At 73.9% G+C, this 20,521-nt stretch carries 20 protein-coding genes and 1 pseudogene; 9 read left to right on the top strand and 12 right to left on the bottom strand.

The annotated features are described in order from the left end of the window. Positions 1-65 precede the first annotated feature (65 nt). Positions 66-1,403 (bottom strand): SWIM zinc finger family protein, encoded by a 1,338-nt coding sequence (locus KME80_RS44760; protein WP_219517825.1) that lies wholly within the window; start codon positions 1,401-1,403, stop codon positions 66-68. 84 nt (positions 1,404-1,487) lie between these two features. Between KME80_RS44760 and KME80_RS44755 the strand changes: the two genes are divergently transcribed. The 3 genes from KME80_RS44755 to KME80_RS44745 are packed head-to-tail and all read left to right on the top strand — an operon-like array spanning position 1,488 to position 5,650. Then, the gene (locus KME80_RS44755; RefSeq protein ID WP_219517823.1) at positions 1,488-2,534 is read left to right on the top strand and encodes a C39 family peptidase; all 1,047 of its coding nucleotides are present in this window, start codon (positions 1,488-1,490) and stop codon (positions 2,532-2,534) included. 3 nt (positions 2,535-2,537) lie between these two features. Then, entirely contained in the window at positions 2,538-4,391 is a 1,854-nt protein-coding gene (locus tag KME80_RS44750; protein ID WP_219517822.1) for a S9 family peptidase, read from the top strand. Then, the gene (locus tag KME80_RS44745; protein ID WP_219517820.1) at positions 4,388-5,650 is read left to right on the top strand and encodes a M20/M25/M40 family metallo-hydrolase; all 1,263 of its coding nucleotides are present in this window, start codon (positions 4,388-4,390) and stop codon (positions 5,648-5,650) included. The genes KME80_RS44750 and KME80_RS44745 overlap by 4 nt, the downstream gene beginning before the upstream one ends. Here the strand turns inward: KME80_RS44745 and KME80_RS44740 are convergent. The 6 genes from KME80_RS44740 to KME80_RS44715 are packed head-to-tail and all read right to left on the bottom strand — an operon-like array spanning position 5,560 to position 9,797. Further along, positions 5,560-6,645: an ABC-2 membrane transporter-related protein gene (locus tag KME80_RS44740; protein ID WP_219517818.1), complete on the bottom strand. Its 1,086-nt coding sequence runs from the start codon at positions 6,643-6,645 to the stop codon at positions 5,560-5,562. The genes KME80_RS44745 and KME80_RS44740 overlap by 91 nt on opposite strands. Beyond that, positions 6,642-7,484 carry an ABC transporter ATP-binding protein gene (locus tag KME80_RS44735; RefSeq protein ID WP_219517816.1) on the bottom strand — a complete coding sequence of 281 codons (843 nt, stop codon included), beginning with the start codon at positions 7,482-7,484 and terminating at the stop codon, positions 6,642-6,644. The genes KME80_RS44740 and KME80_RS44735 overlap by 4 nt, the downstream gene beginning before the upstream one ends. After that, a complete protein-coding gene (locus KME80_RS44730; RefSeq protein ID WP_219517814.1) occupies positions 7,481-7,873 on the bottom strand; it encodes a GntR family transcriptional regulator in 393 nt (130 codons plus the stop codon). Before KME80_RS44730 ends, KME80_RS44735 begins: the two co-directional genes overlap by 4 nt. 57 nt (positions 7,874-7,930) lie before the next feature. Continuing rightward, complete coding sequence (locus KME80_RS44725) at positions 7,931-8,653, bottom strand: DUF427 domain-containing protein (protein ID WP_219517812.1); 723 nt, start codon at positions 8,651-8,653, stop codon at positions 7,931-7,933. A gap of 50 nt (positions 8,654-8,703) precedes the next feature. Further along, positions 8,704-9,291 (bottom strand): hypothetical protein, encoded by a 588-nt coding sequence (locus KME80_RS44720; RefSeq protein ID WP_219517810.1) that lies wholly within the window; start codon positions 9,289-9,291, stop codon positions 8,704-8,706. Between the two features lie 38 nt (positions 9,292-9,329). Further along, positions 9,330-9,797, bottom strand: coding sequence for an adenylyltransferase/cytidyltransferase family protein (locus KME80_RS44715; protein WP_219517809.1), 468 nt, complete (start codon positions 9,795-9,797; stop codon positions 9,330-9,332). Between the two features lie 205 nt (positions 9,798-10,002). Here KME80_RS44715 and KME80_RS44710 point away from each other — a divergent pair, with 205 nt between their 5' ends. Beyond that, entirely contained in the window at positions 10,003-10,446 is a 444-nt protein-coding gene (locus KME80_RS44710) for an ATP-binding protein (RefSeq protein ID WP_219517808.1), read from the top strand. 17 nt (positions 10,447-10,463) lie between these two features. On the opposite strand, the gene KME80_RS44705 is transcribed toward KME80_RS44710, so the two are convergent. Next, entirely contained in the window at positions 10,464-11,252 is a 789-nt protein-coding gene (locus KME80_RS44705; protein WP_246646784.1) for a DUF899 family protein, read from the bottom strand. Positions 11,253-11,332: 80 nt separating this feature from the next. After that, positions 11,333-12,304 (bottom strand): helix-turn-helix transcriptional regulator, encoded by a 972-nt coding sequence (locus tag KME80_RS44700; protein ID WP_219517807.1) that lies wholly within the window; start codon positions 12,302-12,304, stop codon positions 11,333-11,335. Between the two features lie 184 nt (positions 12,305-12,488). Here KME80_RS44700 and thrS point away from each other — a divergent pair, with 184 nt between their 5' ends. The 4 genes from thrS to KME80_RS44680 all read left to right on the top strand — a co-directional run bounded on the left by thrS (position 12,489) and on the right by KME80_RS44680 (position 17,436). Beyond that, positions 12,489-13,676 carry a threonine--tRNA ligase gene (gene thrS, locus KME80_RS44695; RefSeq protein WP_219517806.1) on the top strand — a complete coding sequence of 396 codons (1,188 nt, stop codon included), beginning with the start codon at positions 12,489-12,491 and terminating at the stop codon, positions 13,674-13,676. A gap of 81 nt (positions 13,677-13,757) precedes the next feature. Beyond that, positions 13,758-15,953, top strand: a complete 2,196-nt coding sequence (locus tag KME80_RS44690; protein WP_219517805.1) for a TRAP transporter permease — start codon at positions 13,758-13,760, stop codon at positions 15,951-15,953. Continuing rightward, positions 15,950-16,879 (top strand): TAXI family TRAP transporter solute-binding subunit, encoded by a 930-nt coding sequence (locus KME80_RS44685; RefSeq protein WP_219517804.1) that lies wholly within the window; start codon positions 15,950-15,952, stop codon positions 16,877-16,879. Before KME80_RS44690 ends, KME80_RS44685 begins: the two co-directional genes overlap by 4 nt. Before the next feature lie 29 nt (positions 16,880-16,908). After that, a complete protein-coding gene (locus KME80_RS44680; protein WP_219517803.1) occupies positions 16,909-17,436 on the top strand; it encodes a DUF1850 domain-containing protein in 528 nt (175 codons plus the stop codon). Here KME80_RS44680 and KME80_RS44675 read toward each other — a convergent pair. Beyond that, positions 17,331-18,299, bottom strand: coding sequence for a magnesium transporter CorA family protein (locus KME80_RS44675; RefSeq protein ID WP_219517802.1), 969 nt, complete (start codon positions 18,297-18,299; stop codon positions 17,331-17,333). The two genes, KME80_RS44680 and KME80_RS44675, sit on opposite strands and share 106 nt — an antisense overlap. Then, the gene (locus KME80_RS44670) at positions 18,300-19,007 is read right to left on the bottom strand and encodes a DUF72 domain-containing protein (RefSeq protein WP_219517800.1); all 708 of its coding nucleotides are present in this window, start codon (positions 19,005-19,007) and stop codon (positions 18,300-18,302) included. A gap of 70 nt (positions 19,008-19,077) precedes the next feature. On the opposite strand from KME80_RS44670, the gene KME80_RS44665 reads away from it, so the two are divergent. Further along, the gene (locus tag KME80_RS44665; protein ID WP_219517799.1) at positions 19,078-20,391 is read left to right on the top strand and encodes a YibE/F family protein; all 1,314 of its coding nucleotides are present in this window, start codon (positions 19,078-19,080) and stop codon (positions 20,389-20,391) included. Here the strand turns inward: KME80_RS44665 and KME80_RS44660 are convergent. Continuing rightward, positions 20,337-20,521, bottom strand: a pseudogene (locus KME80_RS44660) (NAD(+)/NADH kinase); the annotation flags it as partial. The gene KME80_RS44665 and the pseudogene KME80_RS44660 sit on opposite strands and share 55 nt — an antisense overlap.

Here is a 20,521-nt window from a genome sequence, read left to right as displayed (position 1 = left end):
GGGGGCGGGGGGGGGGGGGGGGGGGGGGGGGGGGGGGGGGGGGGGGGGGGGGGGTGGGGTGGGGGTCATAGGAGGGCGTCCGCGGTGTGGCGGGAGGCGATGCGGGCGGCGAGGACGTGCTTGCAGGGGCCGCGGGAGCCGCGGTGGTCGAACCACCACTCGCACGTGCAGCTCCCGTCGGCGATGCCGACCTGGCGGGTGCCGCCGGAGGTGGTGACGCGGGCGTGGTCGCCGTCGAGGGTGACGGCGCCCGCTTCGACGAGCGCCCGGGCGGCCGTGAGGCGCGGGTTGAGCTGCGCCACCTGGTCGCGGTCGTAGGGCAGCTCGCGGTGGAAGTGGCCCGCCTCGTACAGGTCGTAGCCGACGCGCCCGGCGGTGCCGAGCTGGGTGAGCGCGGCGCGTACGCGGTCGACGGGGAGCCCGGAGCGGTCGGCGAGCAGGCCGATCTCGACGGCGGGCTCGAAGTTGAGCAGCATCCCGATCACGTCGGCGTCGCCGGCGGCCTCGTCGGTGGCGAGGTCGTCGAGGACGGCGCCTTCGCCGGAGAAGCCGCGCCACGGCTGGGGCGAGACGGCGAGCGTGTAGCGCATGCCGGGCAGTTCGAGCTCCCAGGCGCTGGCCTGGTGGCCGGCGTCGGCGCCGGCGGGCGGACCGTAGACGCGCAGGGCCTTGGCGAAGCGCAGCAGCGGCATGAGGGTGGCGACGCGGCCGGCGCCGGACAGGCAGACGGAGCCACGGCCGGGCCCGGCGGCCAGGCGCAGGTCGCCGCCGGCGGGAACGGCCCACACGGTGGCGGACGCCTTGCGCGGCAGGGAGCGCAGGAAGCGGACGGCCTGCGGCCCCTTGAGCTCGGCGCGCAGGTCGAAGCCGGCGGCGATCACCTGGACCTCGGCGAAGCCGCGCAGCCACCGGCTGGGCAGCGGCACCTTCTTCTCGACGACGGCGCCGTCGAGGGTGGTGACGGTGAGCTCGTCGGGGCCGACGCCGAGGTGGAGGGGGTCGCGTCCGCCGACGCGGGCGAGCGACTCGCGCAGCGGCCCGTTGACGTCGACGTTGGTGGTGCCCCGGTCGAGCACGTCGCCGTCGAGGGCGAGCACGTCGAGGCGGGCGTAGACGCCGCCGCAGGCGGAGAACGACTCGAACCTGAGCCGGTCGCCGTCGCAGGTCACCACCGGGTCGCGGGTCCAGCCGGGGCGGGGCTGGTGGTAGCGGGCCATGGCCACGTCGGCGACGGCCAGCAGGCCGGCGGCGGCGGGGGCGGCCTGGGTGAGGAGCCCGCTGAAGAACCGGGGATGGGTCTGGGGGCCCGACAGGGCCGTGCCGCCGGAGGTGGACAGGCCGAGCCGGCCGTCGGCGAGCACGGAGGGCCCGGCGTAGGAGTACGCCTGCACCGCTTGAGTCATGGCCCGGACGATAGTGATCACCACCGACACAATCGGGTCCGGTACGTAAAACCTCCGATGCGCGGGGCGGGAGAGGGTTCCACAATGAGCCTGGTGCTCACCGTCGACCTGGCCCGTGTCTGTTTCGCCCGCTTCTCCGTGCCGGCGGGCCAGGCGTCGTGGACCAGTGCCGAGCACCCGATCGGCTTCGCGGCGACGCAGCTCGTGGCCTCGTGGACGGCGCGGACGCCGCCGGGCTCGTGGATCGAGGTGGAGCTTCAGGCGACGACGGCGGCGGGTTCGCGGACCAGGTGGTACGTGATGGGCCGCTGGTCGGAGCACGGCGAGCCGCGCACGTCGGTCCCGGGGCAGGGGGACGAGGACGGGGACGTGGCGGTCGACACGTTCGTGGCGCGGCGGCCGGTGACGGCGTTCCGGGTGCGGGTGACGGCGCACGGCGCGGGGGCGCGCGTGCACGGGCTGGGCGTGATGGCCTCGGCGCTGCCGGCCCGGCCCGCGCCGAGCGCGCCGGGGCCGGGCGGGGCGTTCCATCTGGTGGTGCCGGCGCATTCGCAGCACGAGCACGCCGGGCACCACCCGCAGTGGGACGGCGGCGGCGCGAACTGGTGCGGCCCGGCGGCGGTGGCCATGGTGCTCGCCTACTGGGGCCGTGGCCCGGCGGCTGACGAGCTGGGCTGGGTGGGCGCGGGCGACCCGTGCCCGGCGGTGGACCACGCGGCGCGCGGCGCCTACGACACCAGCTACCAGGGCACCGGCAACTGGCCGTTCAACGTGGCGTACGCGGGCACGTACGGGCTGGCCGGGCTCGTGACGAGGCTGCGGTCGGCGGCGGAGCTGGAAGTGCTGGTGCGCGCCGGGATCCCGGTGATCACGTCGCAGTCGTTCAAGGAGCACGAGCTGCCGGGCTCCGGCTATTCCACGGGCGGGCACATCATGGTCGTCACGGGGTTCACGGCCGCGGGCGACGTCATGGTCAACGATCCGGCCGCGCCGGGCGACGCGCAGGTGCGCCGGGTCTATCCGCGTGCCGCGTTCGAGCGGGTGTGGCTGCGGAGCTCCGGCAGCGGCGGGATCGCGTACGTGCTGCACCCACCCAAGATGTCCTTGCCCCCGTCAAATGGCAATTGGTGAAATATGAGTATTCGACCGATCGATGTGGCCCGGACCGACGGCGGCCCCCAGTGGGTTGAGGCGGTGGCCACGCCGGAAGGCGTCGAGGTGTGGTGGGACGAGCCGCGCCCGCACGAGGGCGGCCGGCGTTGCGTGGTGCGGCGCCTGCCGGGCGGCGAGCGGGTGGACGCCCTGCCGGACGGCTGGAACGCGCGCAACCGGGTGATCGAGTACGGCGGCCGTTCGTGGCGCCCGCTGCCCGGTGGCGGCCTGGTGTTCACGAACTGGGCCGACCAGCGCGTCTACCGGATCGGCGGCGGCGACCCGGTGGCGCTGACGCCGGCGGGCCCGGCCCGTTACGCCGACCTCTACCTGCCGCCGGGCCGCGACGAGGTGTGGGCGGTGCGGGAGAGCGCGGACGTGCGCGACCTGGTGGCGATCCCGCTGGACGGCGGGCCGCTGACGGTGATCGCCGAGGCGCAGCGTTTCCTGATGAATCCGCGTTTGTCGCCCGACGGGCGGCATGTCGCCTGGATCGGCTGGGACCATCCGGCGATGCCGTGGGACGCCACCGAGCTGTGCGTGGCGCCGCTCGGCCCCGGCGGGCAGGCGGGGCCGTACGAGGTGGTCGCGGGCGGGCCGGACGAGTCGGTGGTGCAGGCGGAGTGGCGCGACGACGACACGCTGTACGCGATCACCGACCCGACGGGCTGGTGGAACGTGCACCTGATCGGCAGGGACGGCACGCGGATCCGCAACCTGACGCCGGTCGAGGCGGAGTTCGGCCACGCGGCGTGGAAACCGGGCTCGGGCTGCCTGGCGGTGGCCGGTGACCGGCTGGCGGTCGTGTACGGCACGCCGGACCGGCGCAGGCTGGCCGTGCTGGACCCGGGCGGCGGCGAGCTGCGCGACATCGGCGGGGAGGCCACCTACTGGGCCTCGACGGTGTCGGCGGCCGGGGGCAAGGTCGCGGCGGTGTCGGCGACCCCGTACACGCCTCTGGAGGTGATGCTCGTCGACCTCGACGGCGGCGGGCACGAGGTGGTGTCGGCGCCCAAGGAGCTGCCGGAGCGGGACCTGCTGCCGGTGCCGGAGGCGGTGACGGTCGAGGGCGTGCACGCGCACCTGTATCCGCCGGCGGGGACGCGCGGCCCGGCCCCGTACGTGATCTTCGTGCACGGCGGGCCGACCGGCAACCACCCGGTGATGCTGGACCTGGAGATCGCCTACTTCACCAGCCGGGGGCTGGGCGTGGCGGTGGTCAACTACGGCGGCTCCACCGGCTACGGCCGCGCCTACCGCGAGCGGCTGCGGCACCAGTGGGGCGTGGTCGACGTGCAGGACTGCGCCAAGGTGGCGCGCGGGCTGGTGGAGCTGGGCCGGGCCGACGCGGCGCGGATCGCGATCCGGGGCGGCAGCGCGGGCGGCTGGACGACGGTGGCGGCGCTGGTGCACAGCGACGTGTTCGCGGGCGGCGTCGCCCATTACGCGATCACCGACCCGGAGAGCTGGGCGGCTGAGACGCACGACTTCGAGTCGCGTTACCTGGACGGCCTGATCGGCCCGCTGCCGGAGACGCGGCAGCGCTACAGCGAGCGCTCGCCGCTGCTGCACGCGCACCGGGCGTCGGGGCCGTGCCTGATGCTGCACGGGCTGGAGGACGCGATCGTGGACGTCGGCCAGGCCGAGCGGTTCGTCGCGGAGCTGGACAGGAACGGCAAAGAGTGGGCCCTGCTCACCTTCGAGGGCGAGCAGCACGGCTGGCGCAGGGAAGAGACGATCGTGGCGGTGCTGGAGGCCGAGCTGGCCTTCTACGGACTGATCTTCGGGTTCGAGACGCCCGAGGTGGCGCCGCTGAAGCTGGAGGGCAGGAAGTGAAGAGCGTCGCCGAGATCTGCTCGGACCTGATCAGGTTCGACACCACCAATCCGGGCTCCGGGGAGCGGCCGGCCGCCGAGTACGTGGCCACGCTGCTGGCCGACGCCGGGCTGGAGCCGGAGGTGTTCGAGTCCGCGCCGCGCCGCACCACGGTGGTGGCGCGGATGGCGGGCGACTCCCCGGACGCGCTGCTGGTGCACGGGCACCTGGACGTGGTCCCGGCCGACCCGGCCGAGTGGCGGATGCACCCGTTCTCGGGCGAGATCGTCGACGGGTGCGTCTACGGCAGGGGCGCGGTCGACATGAAGGGCTCGTGCGCGATGACCCTGTCGGCGGTGCTGGGCATGCGGGCGCTGGGCGTGCGGCCCCGGCGGGACGTGGTGCTGGCGTTCCTGGCCGACGAGGAGGCGACCGGCGACTTCGGCTCGCGGCACGCGGTGACCGAGCACCGGGAGCTGTTCGACGGGGTCACGCAGGCGATCAGCGAGTCGGGCGGGTTCAGCGTCGACTCCGGCGGCCACCGCGTCTACCCGGTGGCGGTGGGCGAGCGCGGCACCGCGTGGATGAAGCTCACCGCGCACGGCGTGGCCGGGCACGGCTCCCGGCCCGCGGTGGACAACCCGGTCGCGACGCTGGTGCACGCGCTGTCGCGCATCGCCTCCTACCAGTGGCCGGTACGGGTCACGCCGTCGGTCGCGGCGCTGCTCGACAGCCTGTCGGAGATCACCGGGCAGCCGATCGACCTGGACCGGCTGGACGCCGAGGCGCGGCGGCTCGGCTCGCTCGGCAAGCTGTTCGAGGGGCAGATCCGCAACTCGGCCAACCCGACGATGCTGGAGGCCGGCTACAAGGTGAACGTGGTGCCCTCGACCGCCGAGGCGCACGTGGACGGCCGCTACCTGCCGGGGCTGCAGGAGGAGTTCCTGGCGACGATCGACGAGCTGCTCGGGCCGAAGATCACCCGGGAGTTCGTCAACCTGGAGGACGCCCCGGCCGCGCCGTACCCGTCGTCGTTCTTCGACGAGCTGGCCGCCAGCCTCGTGGCCGAGGACCCGCTGGCCAGGCCCGTGCCGTACGTGATGAGCGGCGGCACGGACGCCAAGTCGTTCGCCAGGATCGGGATCGAGGGGTACGGGTTCGCGCCGCTCATGCTGCGGCCGGATCTGGACTACTTCGGGATGTTCCACGGCAAGGACGAGCGGGTGCCGGTGGAGGGACTGGAGTTCGGCGTCCGGGTGCTGACGCGGCTGCTGTCGTGAGCCCCCGGTAGCGGAGTGCCGCCCGCCGTGCGGCGCAGCGTGATCCGCACGGCCAGGCCGCCCAGGACGGCCGACGCCAGCAGGAGGATTCCCGCCTCGGTCCACTGGAAGCGCCAGAACATCGACGGCGGGTGGTAGGTCACCGCGTAGCGGTAGCCCGCGTCGAACAGGCACTTGTGCCAGGAGTCGGTGTTGCGGCCGGCGCGCCCGACGTCCAGCCGCCGCTCGCAGGCCGCGGGCGTGTCCGCCGTGCCGACCTCGCGCCCGGCCGGGTCCACCCAGGTGCCGCCGCCGACGAGCCGGGCGTCGGGGTCGCCGAGCACCACGCTGCCGGTCAGCTCGGTGCGCTGCGGGGTGGCGTAGTGGTCGCTGAGCGCGAACAGCGCGAACATGGTCGCCGCCACCCCGGCCACGACCAGCGCCATCGCCGGGAGCGTCCGCTTGAGCACCGCCCCGGCCAGCGTCCCCAGCGCGAACGCGTACAGCCACCAGGCGGCCGGGGCCACCCCGGTCATGTTGAAGATCCCGATGTTGCCGAACCCGGAGTCGATCCCCTCCCGGAACACCGGCCGCCACAGGCTGACCATCAGCGACAGCAGCAGCCCGCCGGCCACCACCGCGCCGCCGAGCACGGCCAGCTTGATAGCCAGCCACCGCCGCACCGGGACCCGCTGGGTCCAGGCCAGCAGGTGGGTGCCGCGCTCGTACTCCCTGCCGAGCAGCGGCGCCCCCCAGAACGCGCCGACCAGCGCGGGCAGCACGAGCGGCATCCAGCCGAACACCGAGTAGACGGCGTCGTAGCGCTCCCCGAGGCCGACGGCCGCCTCCAGCGACCCGCAGAACGCGGTGCCCCCCGGGCAGCCGCCGGGCACGTGCGCGGCCACGAACGACCGTGCTTCGAGCGCGGAGCCGAGCAGCAGCAGGCCGAGCGCGGCCAGGAAGCCGGCGGTGACGAGGATCTGCGCCCGGTGCTGGCGCCAGGTGACCCAGATCATCCGGCCACCTCCGCGGGCGCGGGCAGCGCCGCCGACGCGGGGCTGCGCAGGTAGCCCATGACGAGCTCGTCCAGGCCCGGCCGCCGGGCGTTCCAGCGCGGGTCGGGCGGCGGCCCGCCGCGCACGAGCAGGCTCACCTGCCTGCCGGTGCGGCTCTCCCCGACGACGTCGCACCCGGCGGCGGAGGCGCCGGCCGGGCCGGTCAGCACGCTGTGCCCGCCGAGCAGGTCCTCGATGTCGCCGCTGACCTGGAGCCGCCCGCCGTTGAGCACGATCAGCCAGTCGCAGGTGTCCTCCAGGTCGGAGACGACGTGCGAGGACAGCAGCACGGTCAGCCCGCGCTCGGCCACCTCGGCCATGATCGAGCGCATCACGTCGTGCCGGGCGACCGGGTCGAGGTTGGCCAGCGGCTCGTCCAGCACCAGCAGGTCGGGCAGCCGGGCCAGCGCGAGGGTCAGCGCGACCTGCGCCCGCTGCCCGCCGGACAGCCGGCCGACCCTGCCGCCGAGCGGGATGCCGAGCCGGTCCAGCCGTCTCCTGGCCGCCTCCTCGTCCCAGCGGTCGTTGGTGCGGCGGCCGAAGCGCAGCGTCTCCGCGACCGTGAACGTCTCGTACAGCGGCTTGTCCTGGGCCACGAACGCGGCCTGCCCGCGCACGGTGACGCCGCCCCGGGCGGGGGCGAGCAGGCCGACGGCGGCGTGCATGAGCGTGGTCTTGCCGGCGCCGTTGGGGCCGACCAGCGCGGCCACGCGCCCGGCCGGGACCGCCAGCGAGCAGTCGCGCAGCACCCAGGACCGGCGGCGGCGCACGGCCAGCCCGGTGACCTCCAGCGCGTTCACGCGACGCCCTCACGCGCGGAGCCGGCCAGCACCGCGCCGAACAGCGCCCGCAGGTCCTCCTCGTCCAGCCCGGCGGCGCGGGCCTGGCGCACCCACTCCTCCAGCCCGCGCCGCAGCCGGTGGTGGTCGGCCAGCGTCGGCCCGGCGATCCCCTGCTCGACGAACGTGCCCAGCCCCGGCCGGCCCGCCACCAGGCCCTCGCGCTCCAGCTCCCGGTAGGCCTTGAGCACGGTGTTGGGGTTGATGGCCAGGCTCTCGACGACCTCGCGCGCGGTGGGCAGCTGGTCGCCGGGCCGCAGCGTGCCGAGCCGCAGCGCCTGTTTGACCTGGTGGACGAGCTGGAGGTACGTCGCCACCCCCGATCCCCGGTCGAGCTGGAACTCGATCACGAAACCACCCTTTCACTATTCGAATAGTGAAAGGGTGGTGGATCGGGGTGGCGGCTGTCAACCGGCCCTGTCCTCCAGCACGCCGTCGACGTAGACGTCGAGCTTCTCGTTGTAGAAGGCGATCAGGCCCGCGACGCGCTCGCTCTCCGGCAGCGGCGTGCGGTAGGACCAGGCCAGGTCCTCGTGGCCGTTGACCGACCAGTATTCGGCCGTGCCCTTGTACGGGCAGCGCGTGACCGTGGCGGTGGGCTCCAGCAGGTCGAGCCGGACGTCGGTCTTCGGCAGGTAGTAGCGGGGCCGCAGGCCGGTCTCGAACAGGACCCGGGCGTTGCGCGAGTCGGCCACCGTCACCCCGTCGACCTCCACCCGCACGTGCCGCGAGCTGGGCAGGATGTCGACGCGCGTGTACGGGTCGCGCGCGTGCACGTACACCTCCTCGTCCTCCTCGAACCAGGCGTCCATCGCGTCCCAGTCGAAGCGGACGTGACCCCGTACCGGCTCCAGGGGCACGTCGTCGCCGTAGACGAGCGCCTCGCCGCCGCCCGGGGCGAGCGTGTGGACGGCGGCCTCGCCCCGGCTCGGCGAGCGGCGGGTCTCGCCCGTGGGCTTGAGCGCGTCCCGCTCGACGTCCTCCAGCGGGAAGTAGTAGGTCGGGTAGTGCGGGCTCTCCCACACCATCAGGGCGCGGGTGGTGTCGGCGACCGCGCGGCCGCCCAGATAGGTCCTGACTCGCTTGGCCGTGCGCTCGACGCGCACCCGGCCCCGGCTCGTGGCGTCCATGCCCGCCGCAACCGCGCGGCAGGCTCCCCTATTCCGGTGTCACGCGCCCGCTATCCGATGCCGAACGCCGCCAGCGTGCCCCACGTGACGAGCGTCCCGACGAGCGCCCCGGCGGCCACCTGGGCCCACGTGTGGTGCGTCAGCCGCACCCGGGCCCAGCACACCAGCGCCACCACCGCCGCCCCCGCCGCCAGCGTCGGCGCCGCGGGCAGCACGTGGGCCAGCACCACCACCGTGCCCGCCGACACCGCCGCGTGGAAGGAGATCTTCCAGCGCAGCGTCACCGGGATCGTCACGGCCAGCGCGGCCAGCATCGCCGTCACCGTCGCCACCAGCAGCGTCGGCGCGCCGAGCACCCCCAGCAGCAGCAGCGCGAACAGCACCGCGCCGACGGCGGCCAGCAGCGGGCCGGTGCGGCGGGCCCGGTCGACGATGTGGTGGGAGTCGAGCCGCCCCGAGCGCACGCCCACGGCGATCACCGCGGCGGGCACGCCGCCGCACAGCACGGAGGCCACCAGCCCCCACACCGCCCCCGCCCAGCCCTCCGCGATGAGCCCCACGGCGGGCGGCATGGCGATCACCAGCACCTGCGGCGCCAGCAGGTCCGTCACCCTCCGCGCCAGGAGATCGGCCGTCATGTGACGGAAGATTACGCGATCATGGGAGCGGGGCCGCGTCAGCCCTTGCCCGCGGCGTTGACGATGCGCGTCGTCGACCGGTCGGGGATGGCCTCCAGCTCCCAGCACTCGGCGCCGAGCAGCGCCGCCGCCGCGCACCGGCCGCCCGCGTGCGGGTCGCCCGCGGTGTGCGCGAGCGCGCCGGGCCGCATCGGGGTGAGCAGGTCGATGTAGTCCTCGGGCCCGTGCGCCTCCGGCGGCCCCGTCACGATGAACACCCCCGTCACGAACCGCAGCGCCGCCAGCAGCTCGGCGCGCTCGGCCGCCGGGTTGAACGGCCGCGAGGGGCCCTTCCACGCGCGCACCCGCGGGTCGTCCTCCACGCCGACGACGAGCGGCAGCCCTCGCGCGGCCACCGCGCCCAGGTAGCGCACGTGGCCCACGTGCAGGATGTCGAAGACTCCGGTCACGACCGCTGCCCCCGGGTGGTCGTACCGCTGCACCCAGACGGCCTCCAGGCTGCTCACGCAGGCACTCCTCCTAGTCGACTCGTCGATCGCAGCGTACTAGGCGCTCGCGCCTCGTGACCTGCCGGGGACGCGCTACCCCGCCTGTCCCGCAGGACATCGGGCCTGGTGCCGCGCGGGCAAGGGCATTCGCACCTTTTCGCGACCATCCTCCGCCCCGGCGTGGCGCGTCTCATGACGTCGCCGCATTCAGGGGGGTTCCACCGTGGCCACGCCGGACTCGCAACACGATCTCGCGCTCCGATTCCCGGGGGTGCCGTCGCAGGTCGCGGGGGCGCGCGGCCTGGTGACGGCCGTGCTCGGCCGCGACCATCCGCTGCACGACGACTGCGCGCTGCTGACCAGCGAGCTGGCCACCAACGCGATCCTGCACTCGCGCTCGGGCGACGGCGGCTCGTTCACGGTGGCGGTGCGGGTCTGCGGGGAACTGGTGCGCGTGTGGGTGGAGGACGGCGGCTCGGAGGCGCCGCCGTGCGTGTGCCGGGCCGACCCGTACGCGACGGGCGGGCGGGGGCTGCCGCTGCTGGAGGCGCTCAGCCACCGCTGGGGCTTCACCCGGCACGACGGCGCCACCCGCGTGTGGTTCGAGCTGCTGCTGGTGACCGTGCCCGCCGGGTGGACCGCCCGGAGCCGTACCGGGACCGGCTGAGCCCCGGGCCGCCCGCGTCAGTGGTGGGAGCCCTCGCGGCCGAGGGTCTTCTCGGGGGTGGCGCCGGGGCGGGTCCACTGCGGCACCGGGCGGCTGTCCGGCCCCCAGGTGGCGGCGCCGTCCACGTCGGAGCGCCAGTACCAGCACGGGTGACGGCCCTCCGGGCGGCCCTCCGGGTTGTCCTCCCACGCCTCGCCGCGCCCGTACGGCGTCATGTCGAGCAGCCCGAAGCAGCCGTTGGCCGGCTCGTTGCCCCGGCCGGTCGTGGAGTAGGTCAGGAACACCCGCTCGCCCTCGCGCAGGAAGCAGGAGAGGGCGGCCATGCCGCCGCCGAGCGGCTCGTCCAGGCCGCGCACCGAGTACCACGGCTGGGTGTAGCCCATGAACGCGGTGAAGGCGGCCACCTCGTCCCAGCGGCCCGGGGTCAGCACGGCGAACGAGACGCCCCGCGTGCCGAGGTAGACGACGGAGTCCTTCAGATGCCAGGCCATCGTGGTGCAGCCCTCGCACTGGCCCTGGTGCGGCGCGCCGTCGTACCACATGTGCTTGTAGACCACGAGCTCCTCGCGCCCCTGGAACAGGTCCAGGAACGGCACCGGCCCGTCGGCCCCGACGACCTCGGCCGTCCCGTCGAACTCCACCATCGGCAGCCGGCGGCGCGCCGCCGCGATGGCGTCGCCCTCACGGGTGTGGGCCTTCTCCCGGACCAGCAGCTCGTCCCTGGCCACCTGCCAGGTCGCCAGGTCGACGACGGGCGGGCGGCCGGGCAGCGCCCCGGCCGGGTCGCTGGGCGTGGTCGTCATCATGTCCTCCGTGGTGTCTCGTGCCCGGACGGCGGCGGTCGCCGTCCTGATCAGCAGACTTCCCCGAAAACAACGAGCGGTGTTCAGACGTCCAGCCGGCACAGGCCCTCGGCCAGCGCCTTGGTGCTGAGCCGGGTGCGGCTGTCGCAGCCCAGCTTGGCGAAGATGTGCTCCAGGTGCGTGGTGACCGTGCGGACGCTGAGCACCAGCGCGGCGGCGATCTGCGGGTTGGAGTCACCGGCCGCGACCCGGGTGAGCACGTCCACCTCGCGCCCGGTCAGCTCGTACGGCAGCGCGCAGGGCCGTTCGGCCACCACGGCGCCCTGCAGCCCGCCCTGGAAGCCGACCCCGGCCCGCAGCAGCCGCATCTCGTGCCAGCGGCCCTGCCCGTCGAGCCAGAGGCCGTGCCGGTTGAGCTCGCGCGAGTCGATGAACGCCCGCGCGTAGGCGGCGATCGCCGGGTCGTCCCACAGCTCCGGCGAGGTCTCCAGGCCGGGCACGCCGCGCCGGACGCCGCGCCGGTCGAACGCCACCGCCCGGAACCCGCCCGGCAGCCCCACCGGGTCGATCACGCACCGGGTCAGGTCGGTGACGTGCGCCAGCATGGGGCTCACCGCGCCGACCAGCGCGGCGGTCAGCTCGGGGAAGGCGTCGCGGGTGGCCAGGTGCAGCAGCCCGGTGTAGCGGCCCCCGGCCAGGAACAGTGGCGCCGTCAGCCCGGCCCGCCAGCCGTACGGGGCCAGGTGGCGGCGGAAGTAGCGCTCGGTGCCCGGCTCGGGCATCGCGACCGGCGCCCGGGTGGCCATCGCCCTGCGGTACGCCTCCAGCGCCGCGTACTCCTCGGCCGCGTCGCCGTCGATGCGCCGGTGGCCGTCGGAGACGACGCTGTGGTGGCGGCCGGTGGCGGGGTCGAAGGCGACGAACTCGTAGGCGTCCAGCGGCACGACCTCACGCAGCGCCGCCATCGCGCCGTGCGCTCCGCTCCCCCCGGCGACCTGGTAGCCGACCTCGGCGAACGCCCGCAACTGGCGCACGGGCAGGGTGATCTCGGCCACGGTTCTTTATATCATTTGCCGTTTTTGGCAGGGCCTTGGCGAGGCCACCGGTGTTAGGGTGCCCGTATGCAGCGCGCTTCCGTCACGACGACGCCGGACCCAGTCCCGGCGCGCTGACTTCTGTCTCCCGGGCGAATGCCCGGGATCGGATCGGTCGTTCGCCCTTTCACCGCAAAGGACGATCATGAACGACCACCGCAGGCTCGGCCGTGAGCTGGGCATCTTCGACACCGACCCGCTGATCGGCTCCGGGCTGCCGTTCCTGCTGCCCGCCGGGGCCGCCGTGCGCAAGGCCGTCGAGGACTACGTGCACGAGCTCGAACGCCGCAACGGCTACCAGCACGTCCACTCGCCCGTGCTCGGCAAACGCGAGCTGTACGAGCGGTCCGGGCACTGGGCGCACTACGCCGAGGACATGTTCCCGCCGATGCGCGTCGGCGGCGAGGAGTACGTGCTGCGGCCCAGCCTGTGCCCGCACCACGCGCTCGTCTACCGCTCCCGCCAGCGCAGCCACCGCGACCTGCCGCTGCGCCTCGCCGAGCTCGGCGGCATGTACCGCTCGGAGCTGTCGGGCGTGCTCGGCGGCCTCACCCGGGTGCGCGCCATCCAGCTCAACGACGGGCACGTGTTCTGCCGCCCCGAGCAGGCGGCCGGCGAGGTGTCGGCGGCGCTCGACCTGATCGAGGCCGCGCACGCCCAGCTCGGCATCCGGGCCGCCCGCTACCGGCTGTCGCTGCGCGGCGACGGCGCCAAGTTCGTCGACGACCCGGAGCTGTGGGCGCGCTCGGAGGCCGTGCTGCGCGAGGTGCTCCAGCGGCGCGGGCGCCCGTACGACGAGGAACGCGGCGAGGGCGCCTTCTACGGGCCGAAGATCGACATCCAGATCGCCGACCCGGCGGGCCGCGAGTCCACCCTGTCCACCGTGCAGGTCGACTACTTCCAGCCGGAGCGCTTCGAGCTGTCCTACACCGGCGGCGGGCGTCCCGTCATGGTGCACCGCAGTGTCGTCGGCGGCCTGGAACGGCTGCTCGCCCACCTCGTCGAGGTGCACGCCGGCGCGTTCCCCGCCTGGCTCGCGCCCGTGCAGGCCGTCGTCCTGCCGCTGTCGGACGCCGAGCAGCCCGCCGCCGAGGACCTGGTACGGCGGGCCGTCGCCGAAGGGCTGCGGGCCGAGCTGGCCCCCGCGGCCAAGGGCAGCCTCGGCGCCCGCATCCGGGCCCACCGGCTGGTGCCGTACCAGCTCGTGGTGGGCCCGCGTGAGGCGGCGAGCGGGGCGGCGTCGGTGCGGCTGCGGGACGGCAGCCAGGCGGGCGCGGTGCCGCTCGCCGAATTGGCCGCTCGGGCCAGGCCACGGTTTTCAGGCGGACAATAATCCCATAAAGGTAACGGAGTCTTCCCACGGCCTGTAAACCCCTCGTAAATTGCCCCCAGTGCCGTGTCGGGAGGAATCGTTGTGACCGAGCTGAGCGACCGAGAGGCCGACCTGGTTTCGGCGCACGAACAAGAACGGCCCGCCCGGCGGCTCGGCGGAATCCTGCGGCTCGCCGTGTGGATCGTCGGCGCCCTGCTGTCGGCCTACTCGATCGCGGTGGTCTTCTGGCCGGTCGAGGCGTTGCAGCATCGGATGACGTTCCTGGCGGTGGCGCTGCCGCTGGTGTTCCTGGCCTACCGCTCCGGGCTGGGACCCGCGCTCCACCGCCTGCGCCGCCGCCGGCCGCCGCCGGCCCCGGACGGGGCGGCCGCGCCGACGCTCCCGGAGTTCGCCGCGCCCGACGACGCCACCGTGGAGGTCCCCACCGCCGCCCCCGCCGTCGCCCCCACCGTCGAGCTGCCCGCGGGCTCGGGCGCGGCGGCCACCGTGGAGACGGTCACGCCCACGGAGACGCTCCCCGCGGCGGCGGCGGCCGCACCGGACGAGCCGGCGTCCGGCGGGGGCGCGGGATCGGAGGCGAGCTCGAAGGCGGGCCCGGAGTGGCCGACCGTCGGCGACTGGGTGCTGGCGGTGCTCTCGGTGGCGGTGCTGGTCTATCCGCTGGCCGACATCGACGCCTTCCGGGACCGGGGCTCCGGGGCGGCGCTGACCGGGCTGGACGTGGTGGCGGGGCTGGCGCTGACCGGGCTGCTGCTGGAGGCCGTACGGCGCACCGTCGGCTGGGCCCTGGCCGCCATATGCGCATTTTTCCTGGCTTATGCCTATTTCGGGGTGTATTTGCCCATTGACTGGACCATCGGTCACCGCGGATTCGACCTGGCCCAGATCGTCTCGCAGCTCTATACGGGCACCGAAGGCTTTTTCGGCGTCCCTTTGCAGGTCGCCGCCAGCTACATCATCCTTTTCACCGTCTACGGCGCCGTCCTCGACTTCTCCGGCGCCAGCAAGTTCTTCATCGACCTGAGCTTCGCCGCGTTCCGCAGGTCGCGCGCCGCCCCCGGCCGGACGGTCACCACGGCGGGCTTCCTGCTCGGCACCGTGTCGGGCTCGGGCGTGGCCACGACCGTGAGCCTCGGCAGCGTCGCCTGGCCGGTGCTGCGCCGGGCCGGCTACCCGAGGGAGCCCGCGGCCGGGATCCTGGCGGCGAGCGGCATCGGCGCGATCCTGTCGCCGCCGACGCTGGGCGCGGCGGCGTTCATCATCGCCGAGCGCCTCAACGTCGGCTACCTGGAGGTGCTGATCTACGCGACGGTCCCGACGATCCTGTACTACCTGGGGATCTTCCTGGCCATCGAGATCGACTCGCGCCGGTTCGGGACCCGCGCGGTGCCGGTGGACGCGCCGCCCGTCGGCAGGCTGCTGCTGCGCTTCGGCTACCACTTCAGCTCGCTGCTGATCATCGTGGTGCTGATGGCACTGGACTACTCGGCCTTCCTGTCGGTGGTGATCGCCACCGTGGTGGCGTTCGGGCTGTCGTTCCTGGACCCGGCGCACCGGATGGGCCCGCAGCGGGTCTGGCACGCGCTGGCCAAGGGCACGCTGGAGGTGCTGCCGGTCACGGCGGTGTGCGCGGCTGCGGGCATCATCGTGGGCGTCATCACGCAGACCGGGCTCGGACTCAACCTGAGCAAGATCATCGTGGACTTCGCCGCGGGCAGCCTGGTGCTCACCACGCTGCTGGCGGCCGGGGCGGTCATGCTGCTCGGCCTGGCGGTGCCGGTGACCGCGAGCTTCATCATCGCCGCGGTCATCATCAGCCCGGCGCTCATGACGCTGGGCGTGACCGAGCCCGAGGCGTACATGTTCGTCTTCTACTACGCGGTCCTGTCGGAGGTGAGCCCGCCGACGGCGCTGTCGGCGGTGGCGGCGTCGGCGATCACGGGCGGCAACACGTACCGGACGATGCTGCTGACCTGGCGCTACACGCTGCCGGCGTTCCTGGTTCCGTTCGCGTTCGTGCTGACGCCCAACGGGCAGGCCCTGCTCGGCCAGGGGCCGATCGGCACGGTGCTGGCGATGACGGCGGTCTCGGCGGTCGCGGTGGCCGCGCTGGCGATGGCCACCGGCGGGCTGAGCGGCGTGCCCGAGCGGCTGCTGGCCGCCTGCGCCGCCGTGCTGCTGCTGTTCCTCGAACCCGTCCCGATCGCGGCCGGCCTGGCCGTCCTGGCGGTCGCGGCTGCCGTACACCTCATCAGGAGAAGGAGAACCCCAGCGTGAAGCGGATCTTTGCGGTGCTCGCCGCGCTCGCCCTGATCGCGGGCTGCGGCGGTTCGGGGAACCGGCTGTCCGTCGCCACCGGCGGCACCACGGGCGTCTACTACGTCTACGGCGGCGGCCTGGCCGCGCAGCTGTCGAACAACATCGCCAACACCCAGGCCACCGCGTCCGTCACCTCGGCCTCGATCGAGAACATCAAGCTGCTGGCCACCGGCAAGGCCGACATCGGCTTCTCCCAGTCCGACACGGCGGCCGACGCGGTCGCGGGCACCGGCTCGTTCACCGGGAAGCAGCCGGTCAAGGCGCTGGCCCGGATCTACGACAACTACTCGCACGTGGTGGTGGCGCCCGGCGTCGCGGCGGAGAAGGTCGCCGACCTCAAGGGCAAGACGGTCTCGCTCGGCCCGCCGAACTCCGGCACCCAGGTCGTGGCCCGCCGCATGCTGGAGGCCGCCGGGCTGAACCCCGACAGCGACATCACCAAGCAGCAGCTGTCGATCAACGAGTCGGTGCAGGCGATCAAGGACGGCACCATCGACGCGTTCGTGTGGGTCGGCGGCCTGCCCACGGCCGGGGTGGTCGACCTGGCCACCACCAAGCCCGACATGAAGATGCTCGACACCAGCGACGTGCTGGCCGGGATGCAGACCAAGTACGGCAAGCAGTACGTGGGGCTCGACATCGACATGAGCGTCTACAAGCTCCAGGGCACGGTCAGGACGGTCGGCATCGCCAACGTGCTGCTGGTGCCCGACGCGATGCCCGAACAGCTCGCCTACGACATCACCCGGACCCTGTTCGAGAAGAAGGCCGAGCTGGTCAAGGTGCACCCGGAGGCCGAGAAGCTCGACCGGGCGCTGGCCCAGCAGGTGGAGCCGGTCGCGCTGCACCCGGGCGCGGCCCGCTACTACAAGGAGAAGGGCTGAGCAGGGCGGCCCTCGCGCTCGCCGCGCTCGTGCTGGCGGCCGGCTCCGGCGACGGGGCCGGCCGCCCGGCAGTCAACGGGCTGCCGCTGCCCGCCTCCGGCGTGTTCGCGCTCGGCTACGTGCACAGCGTCTACCGGGCGCCGTCGGCCGAGGTGTTCACGGCCGAGGGCCGCCGGTTCACCATGCGGGCGGTCGTCTCGACCGGCGGCGGCGTGCTCGACTACTACGCGCTGGAGGGCGAGCGCCGCCGCCTGCCGGGCGGCGGGTGGCTGCTGGTCCTGGCCGAGCCCGTCACGTACGAGGAGCTGCCGCTGCTGGCCACCCCGATCGGCCGGCGGACGCTGCTGGCCGGGGGCCGCTGCCTGCCGCTGCACCCGGAGCGGGGCGCGCGGGCGGTGCGCGTCGCGGTGGGGGCCGCCAGGGCCGGGCGGGGCGGCCCGTGCCCGCCGCCCTACAACCAGTCCCTCTTCTTGAACGCCGCGTACAGCGCCACCGAGGCCAGCGCCACCAGCAACAGCGACATCCAGAAGCCCCACGGCTGGCCCTCGCCGGGGTAGGGCACGTTCTGGCCGTAGAAGCCGGTGATCATGGTGGGGACGGCGATGATGGCGGCCCAGCCGGTCAGCCGCTTCATGATCTCGTTCAGCCGGAAGCCCTGCTGGGCCAGCCGCGTCTCGCGCATGTTGGCCACCAGGTCGCGCAGCGACTCCACCCATTCGGCGGTGCGCAGCACGTGGTCGTAGACGTCCTCGTAGTAGGGGGCCATGCCGGTGCCGGCGATCAGCTCCTGGTCGCGGCGGAGCAGCGTGGAGACGATCTCCCGCATCGGCACCGCGATCTTGCGGAACCTGACGGTGGTCTTGCGCAGCTCGTACATCCTGCGCTGGAGCTCGCGGCCGTCGGCGAGCCGCTCCTCGAACAGCTCGTCCTCCAGGTCCTCGGCCTGCTGGTCGAGCTCCTGCACGAGCGCGAAGTGCCCGTCGACGACGGTGTCGAGCAGCCCGTGCAGCAGGAACGCCACGCCGTGGGAGGCCAGGTGGGCGGCCTTGTCCCAGCGCCTGACGACCTCGCCGATGTCGAAGGCGGCGCTCTGCCGGACGGTCACCAGCGCGTTCGGGGTGATGAACACGTCGATCTCGACCGGCGCGAACCGCCCGCCGTCGAAGTGCACCGCGTGCACGGTGATGAACAGGTGGTTGTCGTAGATGTCCAGCTTGGGGCGCTGGTACTCGTGGAGCACGTCCTCGACGGCCAGCTCGTGCAGCCCGAGCTCCTCGCCGATCGCCGCGACCTCCTCCTCCGTCGGCGCGCAGAGGTCGAACCAGACGACGTTGCCCCGGTCGGCCACGTGGTCGGAGACCTCCGCGATGGGGAAGCCCTCCTTCACCAGACGGCCGTTCCTGTACAGACGGGTGCGCATTCAAAGGAGTCTGGCAAACCGCGCGGCGTTCCGCACCGCCGCGCCGCCCGGATCGTTGTTGAAGTAGACGTACGCGTCCCGCCAGCCGGACTCGCGGACCCGCCTGGCCCACGTCTTCAGGGACGTGTCGCCGTACGCGAAACCGGCCCGCCCCTCGTGCAGCCGCACGTAGCCCCAGCCGGCGGTGTCCCAGAACGGGTTGCGCGGGCGGCCGAGCCGGTCGGCCCAGCACAGCGCCGCCCCGCGCGCCTCCAGGACGGCGCGCGTCCCGTCCGTCCACCAGGACGGGTGCCGGAACTCCACCGCCACCCGCGTCCCGGCCGGGAAGCAGCGCAGGCACCGGTCCAGGCGGCCGAGGTCGGCCCGCAGCGTGGGCGGGAGCTGCAGCAGGATCGGCCCGAGCTTGCCGCCGAGCCCGGCGACGGCCGCCATCAGCCGGGCGACCGGCTCCTCCGGCTCGGCCAGCCGCCGGATGTGGGTGAGGAACCGGCTGGCCTTGACCGCCATCACGAAGCCGTCCGGGGTCCGCTCGCGCCAGGCGGCGAACGTGCGCGGCGGCGGCAGCCGGTAGAAGGCGTTGTTGCTCTCGACGGTGGCGAACTCGGCAGCGTACGTCTCCAGCCACAGCCGCTGCGGGACGCCCTCGGGGTAGAGCACGCCGCGCCAGTCGCGATACTGCCATCCGGAGGTGCCCACCAACGTGCCCATGCACACGGGCTACCCCACCCGCGCGGGTGCAGTACTGTCGCACTTCGGAGTCCTGAGGAGGCCTTGGGGGATGGGCGCTGACCACGCGCACGGCACACGGGTGCGCACGTCGCGGCGGGCCGTCGTGGCGACCCTGGCGGTGCTGGTGCCGCTGGCTCTGGCCACGCTCGTGGCGCTGGTGTGGCTGTGGCCCGAGGGGCGGCAGGAGGCGGCCCAGCAGCACGCGGGCTTCGAGCGGCTCACCGGCACGGTCACCGCCGTCGTGCTGGAGCCGTGCCCGGAGGACGCGCCCGAGGCACCCCGGCCCGACCCGGCGACCTGCGGCAAGGCGAGCGTGATGCTCGACGACGGCAAGACCGTGACGATGGCGCTGCCGAGCGCGCCGGGCTCGCAGCGGTTCGCGGCGGGCGACGCGGTCGTGCTCCTGCACCACGCCGAGGCGGAGCCGGGCACGCCCGCCTACCAGCTGTCCGACCACGACAGGACGAGCCCGCTGTGGCTGCTGGGCGTGGCGTTCACGCTGGCGGTCATCGCCTTCGGCCGATGGCGCGGGCTGACGGCGCTGGCCGGGCTGGGCATCACGTTCGTGCTGCTGCTGACGTTCGTGATCCCGGGCATCCTGGAGGGCAAGCCGCCCATGCTGGTGGCCATCGCGGGCGCGGCGGCCATCATGCTGACGGTCCTCTACCTGACCCACGGCTTCACCGCCGCCACCTCGATGGCGGTGCTCGGCACGCTGGCCAGCCTCACCCTGACCGGCGTGCTGTCCTACCTGGTGATCGGGTTCGCCAGGCTCAACGGCGTCACCGACGACAGCGCGTTCACGCTGGGCATGAGCCTGTCGATCGACACGCAGGGGCTGCTGCTGGCCAGCATCATCATCGGCGCGCTCGGCGTGCTCGACGACGTGACCGTCACGCAGGCCGTCACCGTCGCGGAGCTGGCCGCCGCCAACCCCTCCTACGGCTTCCGCCGCCTCTACCGGGCGGGCAGCCGGGTGGGGCGGGCGCACATCGCCTCCGTCATCAACACGATCATCCTGGCGTACGCGGGCGCGTCGCTGCCGTTGCTGCTGCTGTTCAGCGTCGGCGAGCAGCCGCTCGGCGAGGTGCTGACGACGCCCGTCATCACGCAGGAGATCGCCCGCAGCGTGGTCGGCACGCTCGGCCTGATCGCCGCCGTGCCGATCACCACGGCGCTGGCCGCGCTGGTCTCCAGCCGCCGCGACCCGCACGAGCACGACGAGCCGCCCGGCGACCCGCACCACCACCCGCCCGCGCCCGGCCACGCGCCGCCGCCCTCACGGGCACGGCACCGCCGGGCGGCGGATCAGAGCGCCTCCGCGCTCCCGCCGACGCGCAGCTTGCGCCGGGCGCGCTCGTAGAAGGTGGTGCCGAGCCGCACCACCTTGGCCGCGCCGGGCACCGCCGACACCGTGACGGTGTCACCCGGGCACAGGTGGCCGACCACCGCGCCGTCGAGCTCGACGGCCAGCCGCCCGCTGGAGGGCAGCA

This window comes from Nonomuraea ceibae (genome assembly GCF_019396325.1).
GTDB classification, from domain to species: domain Bacteria; phylum Actinomycetota; class Actinomycetes; order Streptosporangiales; family Streptosporangiaceae; genus Nonomuraea; species Nonomuraea ceibae.
This window is presented reverse-complemented; position numbering and strand designations above follow the sequence as displayed.

What these genes read in the sequence shown, in the direction of transcription:
- KME80_RS44720 (WP_219517810.1), bottom strand. Translation starts at nt 9,291, where the DNA reads ATGACGGCCGATCTCCTGGCGCGGAGGGTGACGGACCTGCTGGCGCCG.
- KME80_RS44755 (WP_219517823.1), top strand. Translation starts at nt 1,488, where the DNA reads ATGAGCCTGGTGCTCACCGTCGACCTGGCCCGTGTCTGTTTCGCCCGC.
- KME80_RS44760 (WP_219517825.1), bottom strand. Translation starts at nt 1,403, where the DNA reads ATGACTCAAGCGGTGCAGGCGTACTCCTACGCCGGGCCCTCCGTGCTC.
- KME80_RS44675 (WP_219517802.1), bottom strand. Translation starts at nt 18,299, where the DNA reads ATGCGCACCCGTCTGTACAGGAACGGCCGTCTGGTGAAGGAGGGCTTC.
- thrS (WP_219517806.1), top strand. Translation starts at nt 12,489, where the DNA reads ATGAACGACCACCGCAGGCTCGGCCGTGAGCTGGGCATCTTCGACACC.
- KME80_RS44705 (WP_246646784.1), bottom strand. Translation starts at nt 11,252, where the DNA reads ATGATGACGACCACGCCCAGCGACCCGGCCGGGGCGCTGCCCGGCCGC.
- KME80_RS44670 (WP_219517800.1), bottom strand. Translation starts at nt 19,007, where the DNA reads ATGGGCACGTTGGTGGGCACCTCCGGATGGCAGTATCGCGACTGGCGC.
- KME80_RS44665 (WP_219517799.1), top strand. Translation starts at nt 19,078, where the DNA reads ATGGGCGCTGACCACGCGCACGGCACACGGGTGCGCACGTCGCGGCGG.
- KME80_RS44740 (WP_219517818.1), bottom strand. Translation starts at nt 6,645, where the DNA reads ATGATCTGGGTCACCTGGCGCCAGCACCGGGCGCAGATCCTCGTCACC.
- KME80_RS44750 (WP_219517822.1), top strand. Translation starts at nt 2,538, where the DNA reads ATGAGTATTCGACCGATCGATGTGGCCCGGACCGACGGCGGCCCCCAG.
- KME80_RS44725 (WP_219517812.1), bottom strand. Translation starts at nt 8,653, where the DNA reads ATGGACGCCACGAGCCGGGGCCGGGTGCGCGTCGAGCGCACGGCCAAG.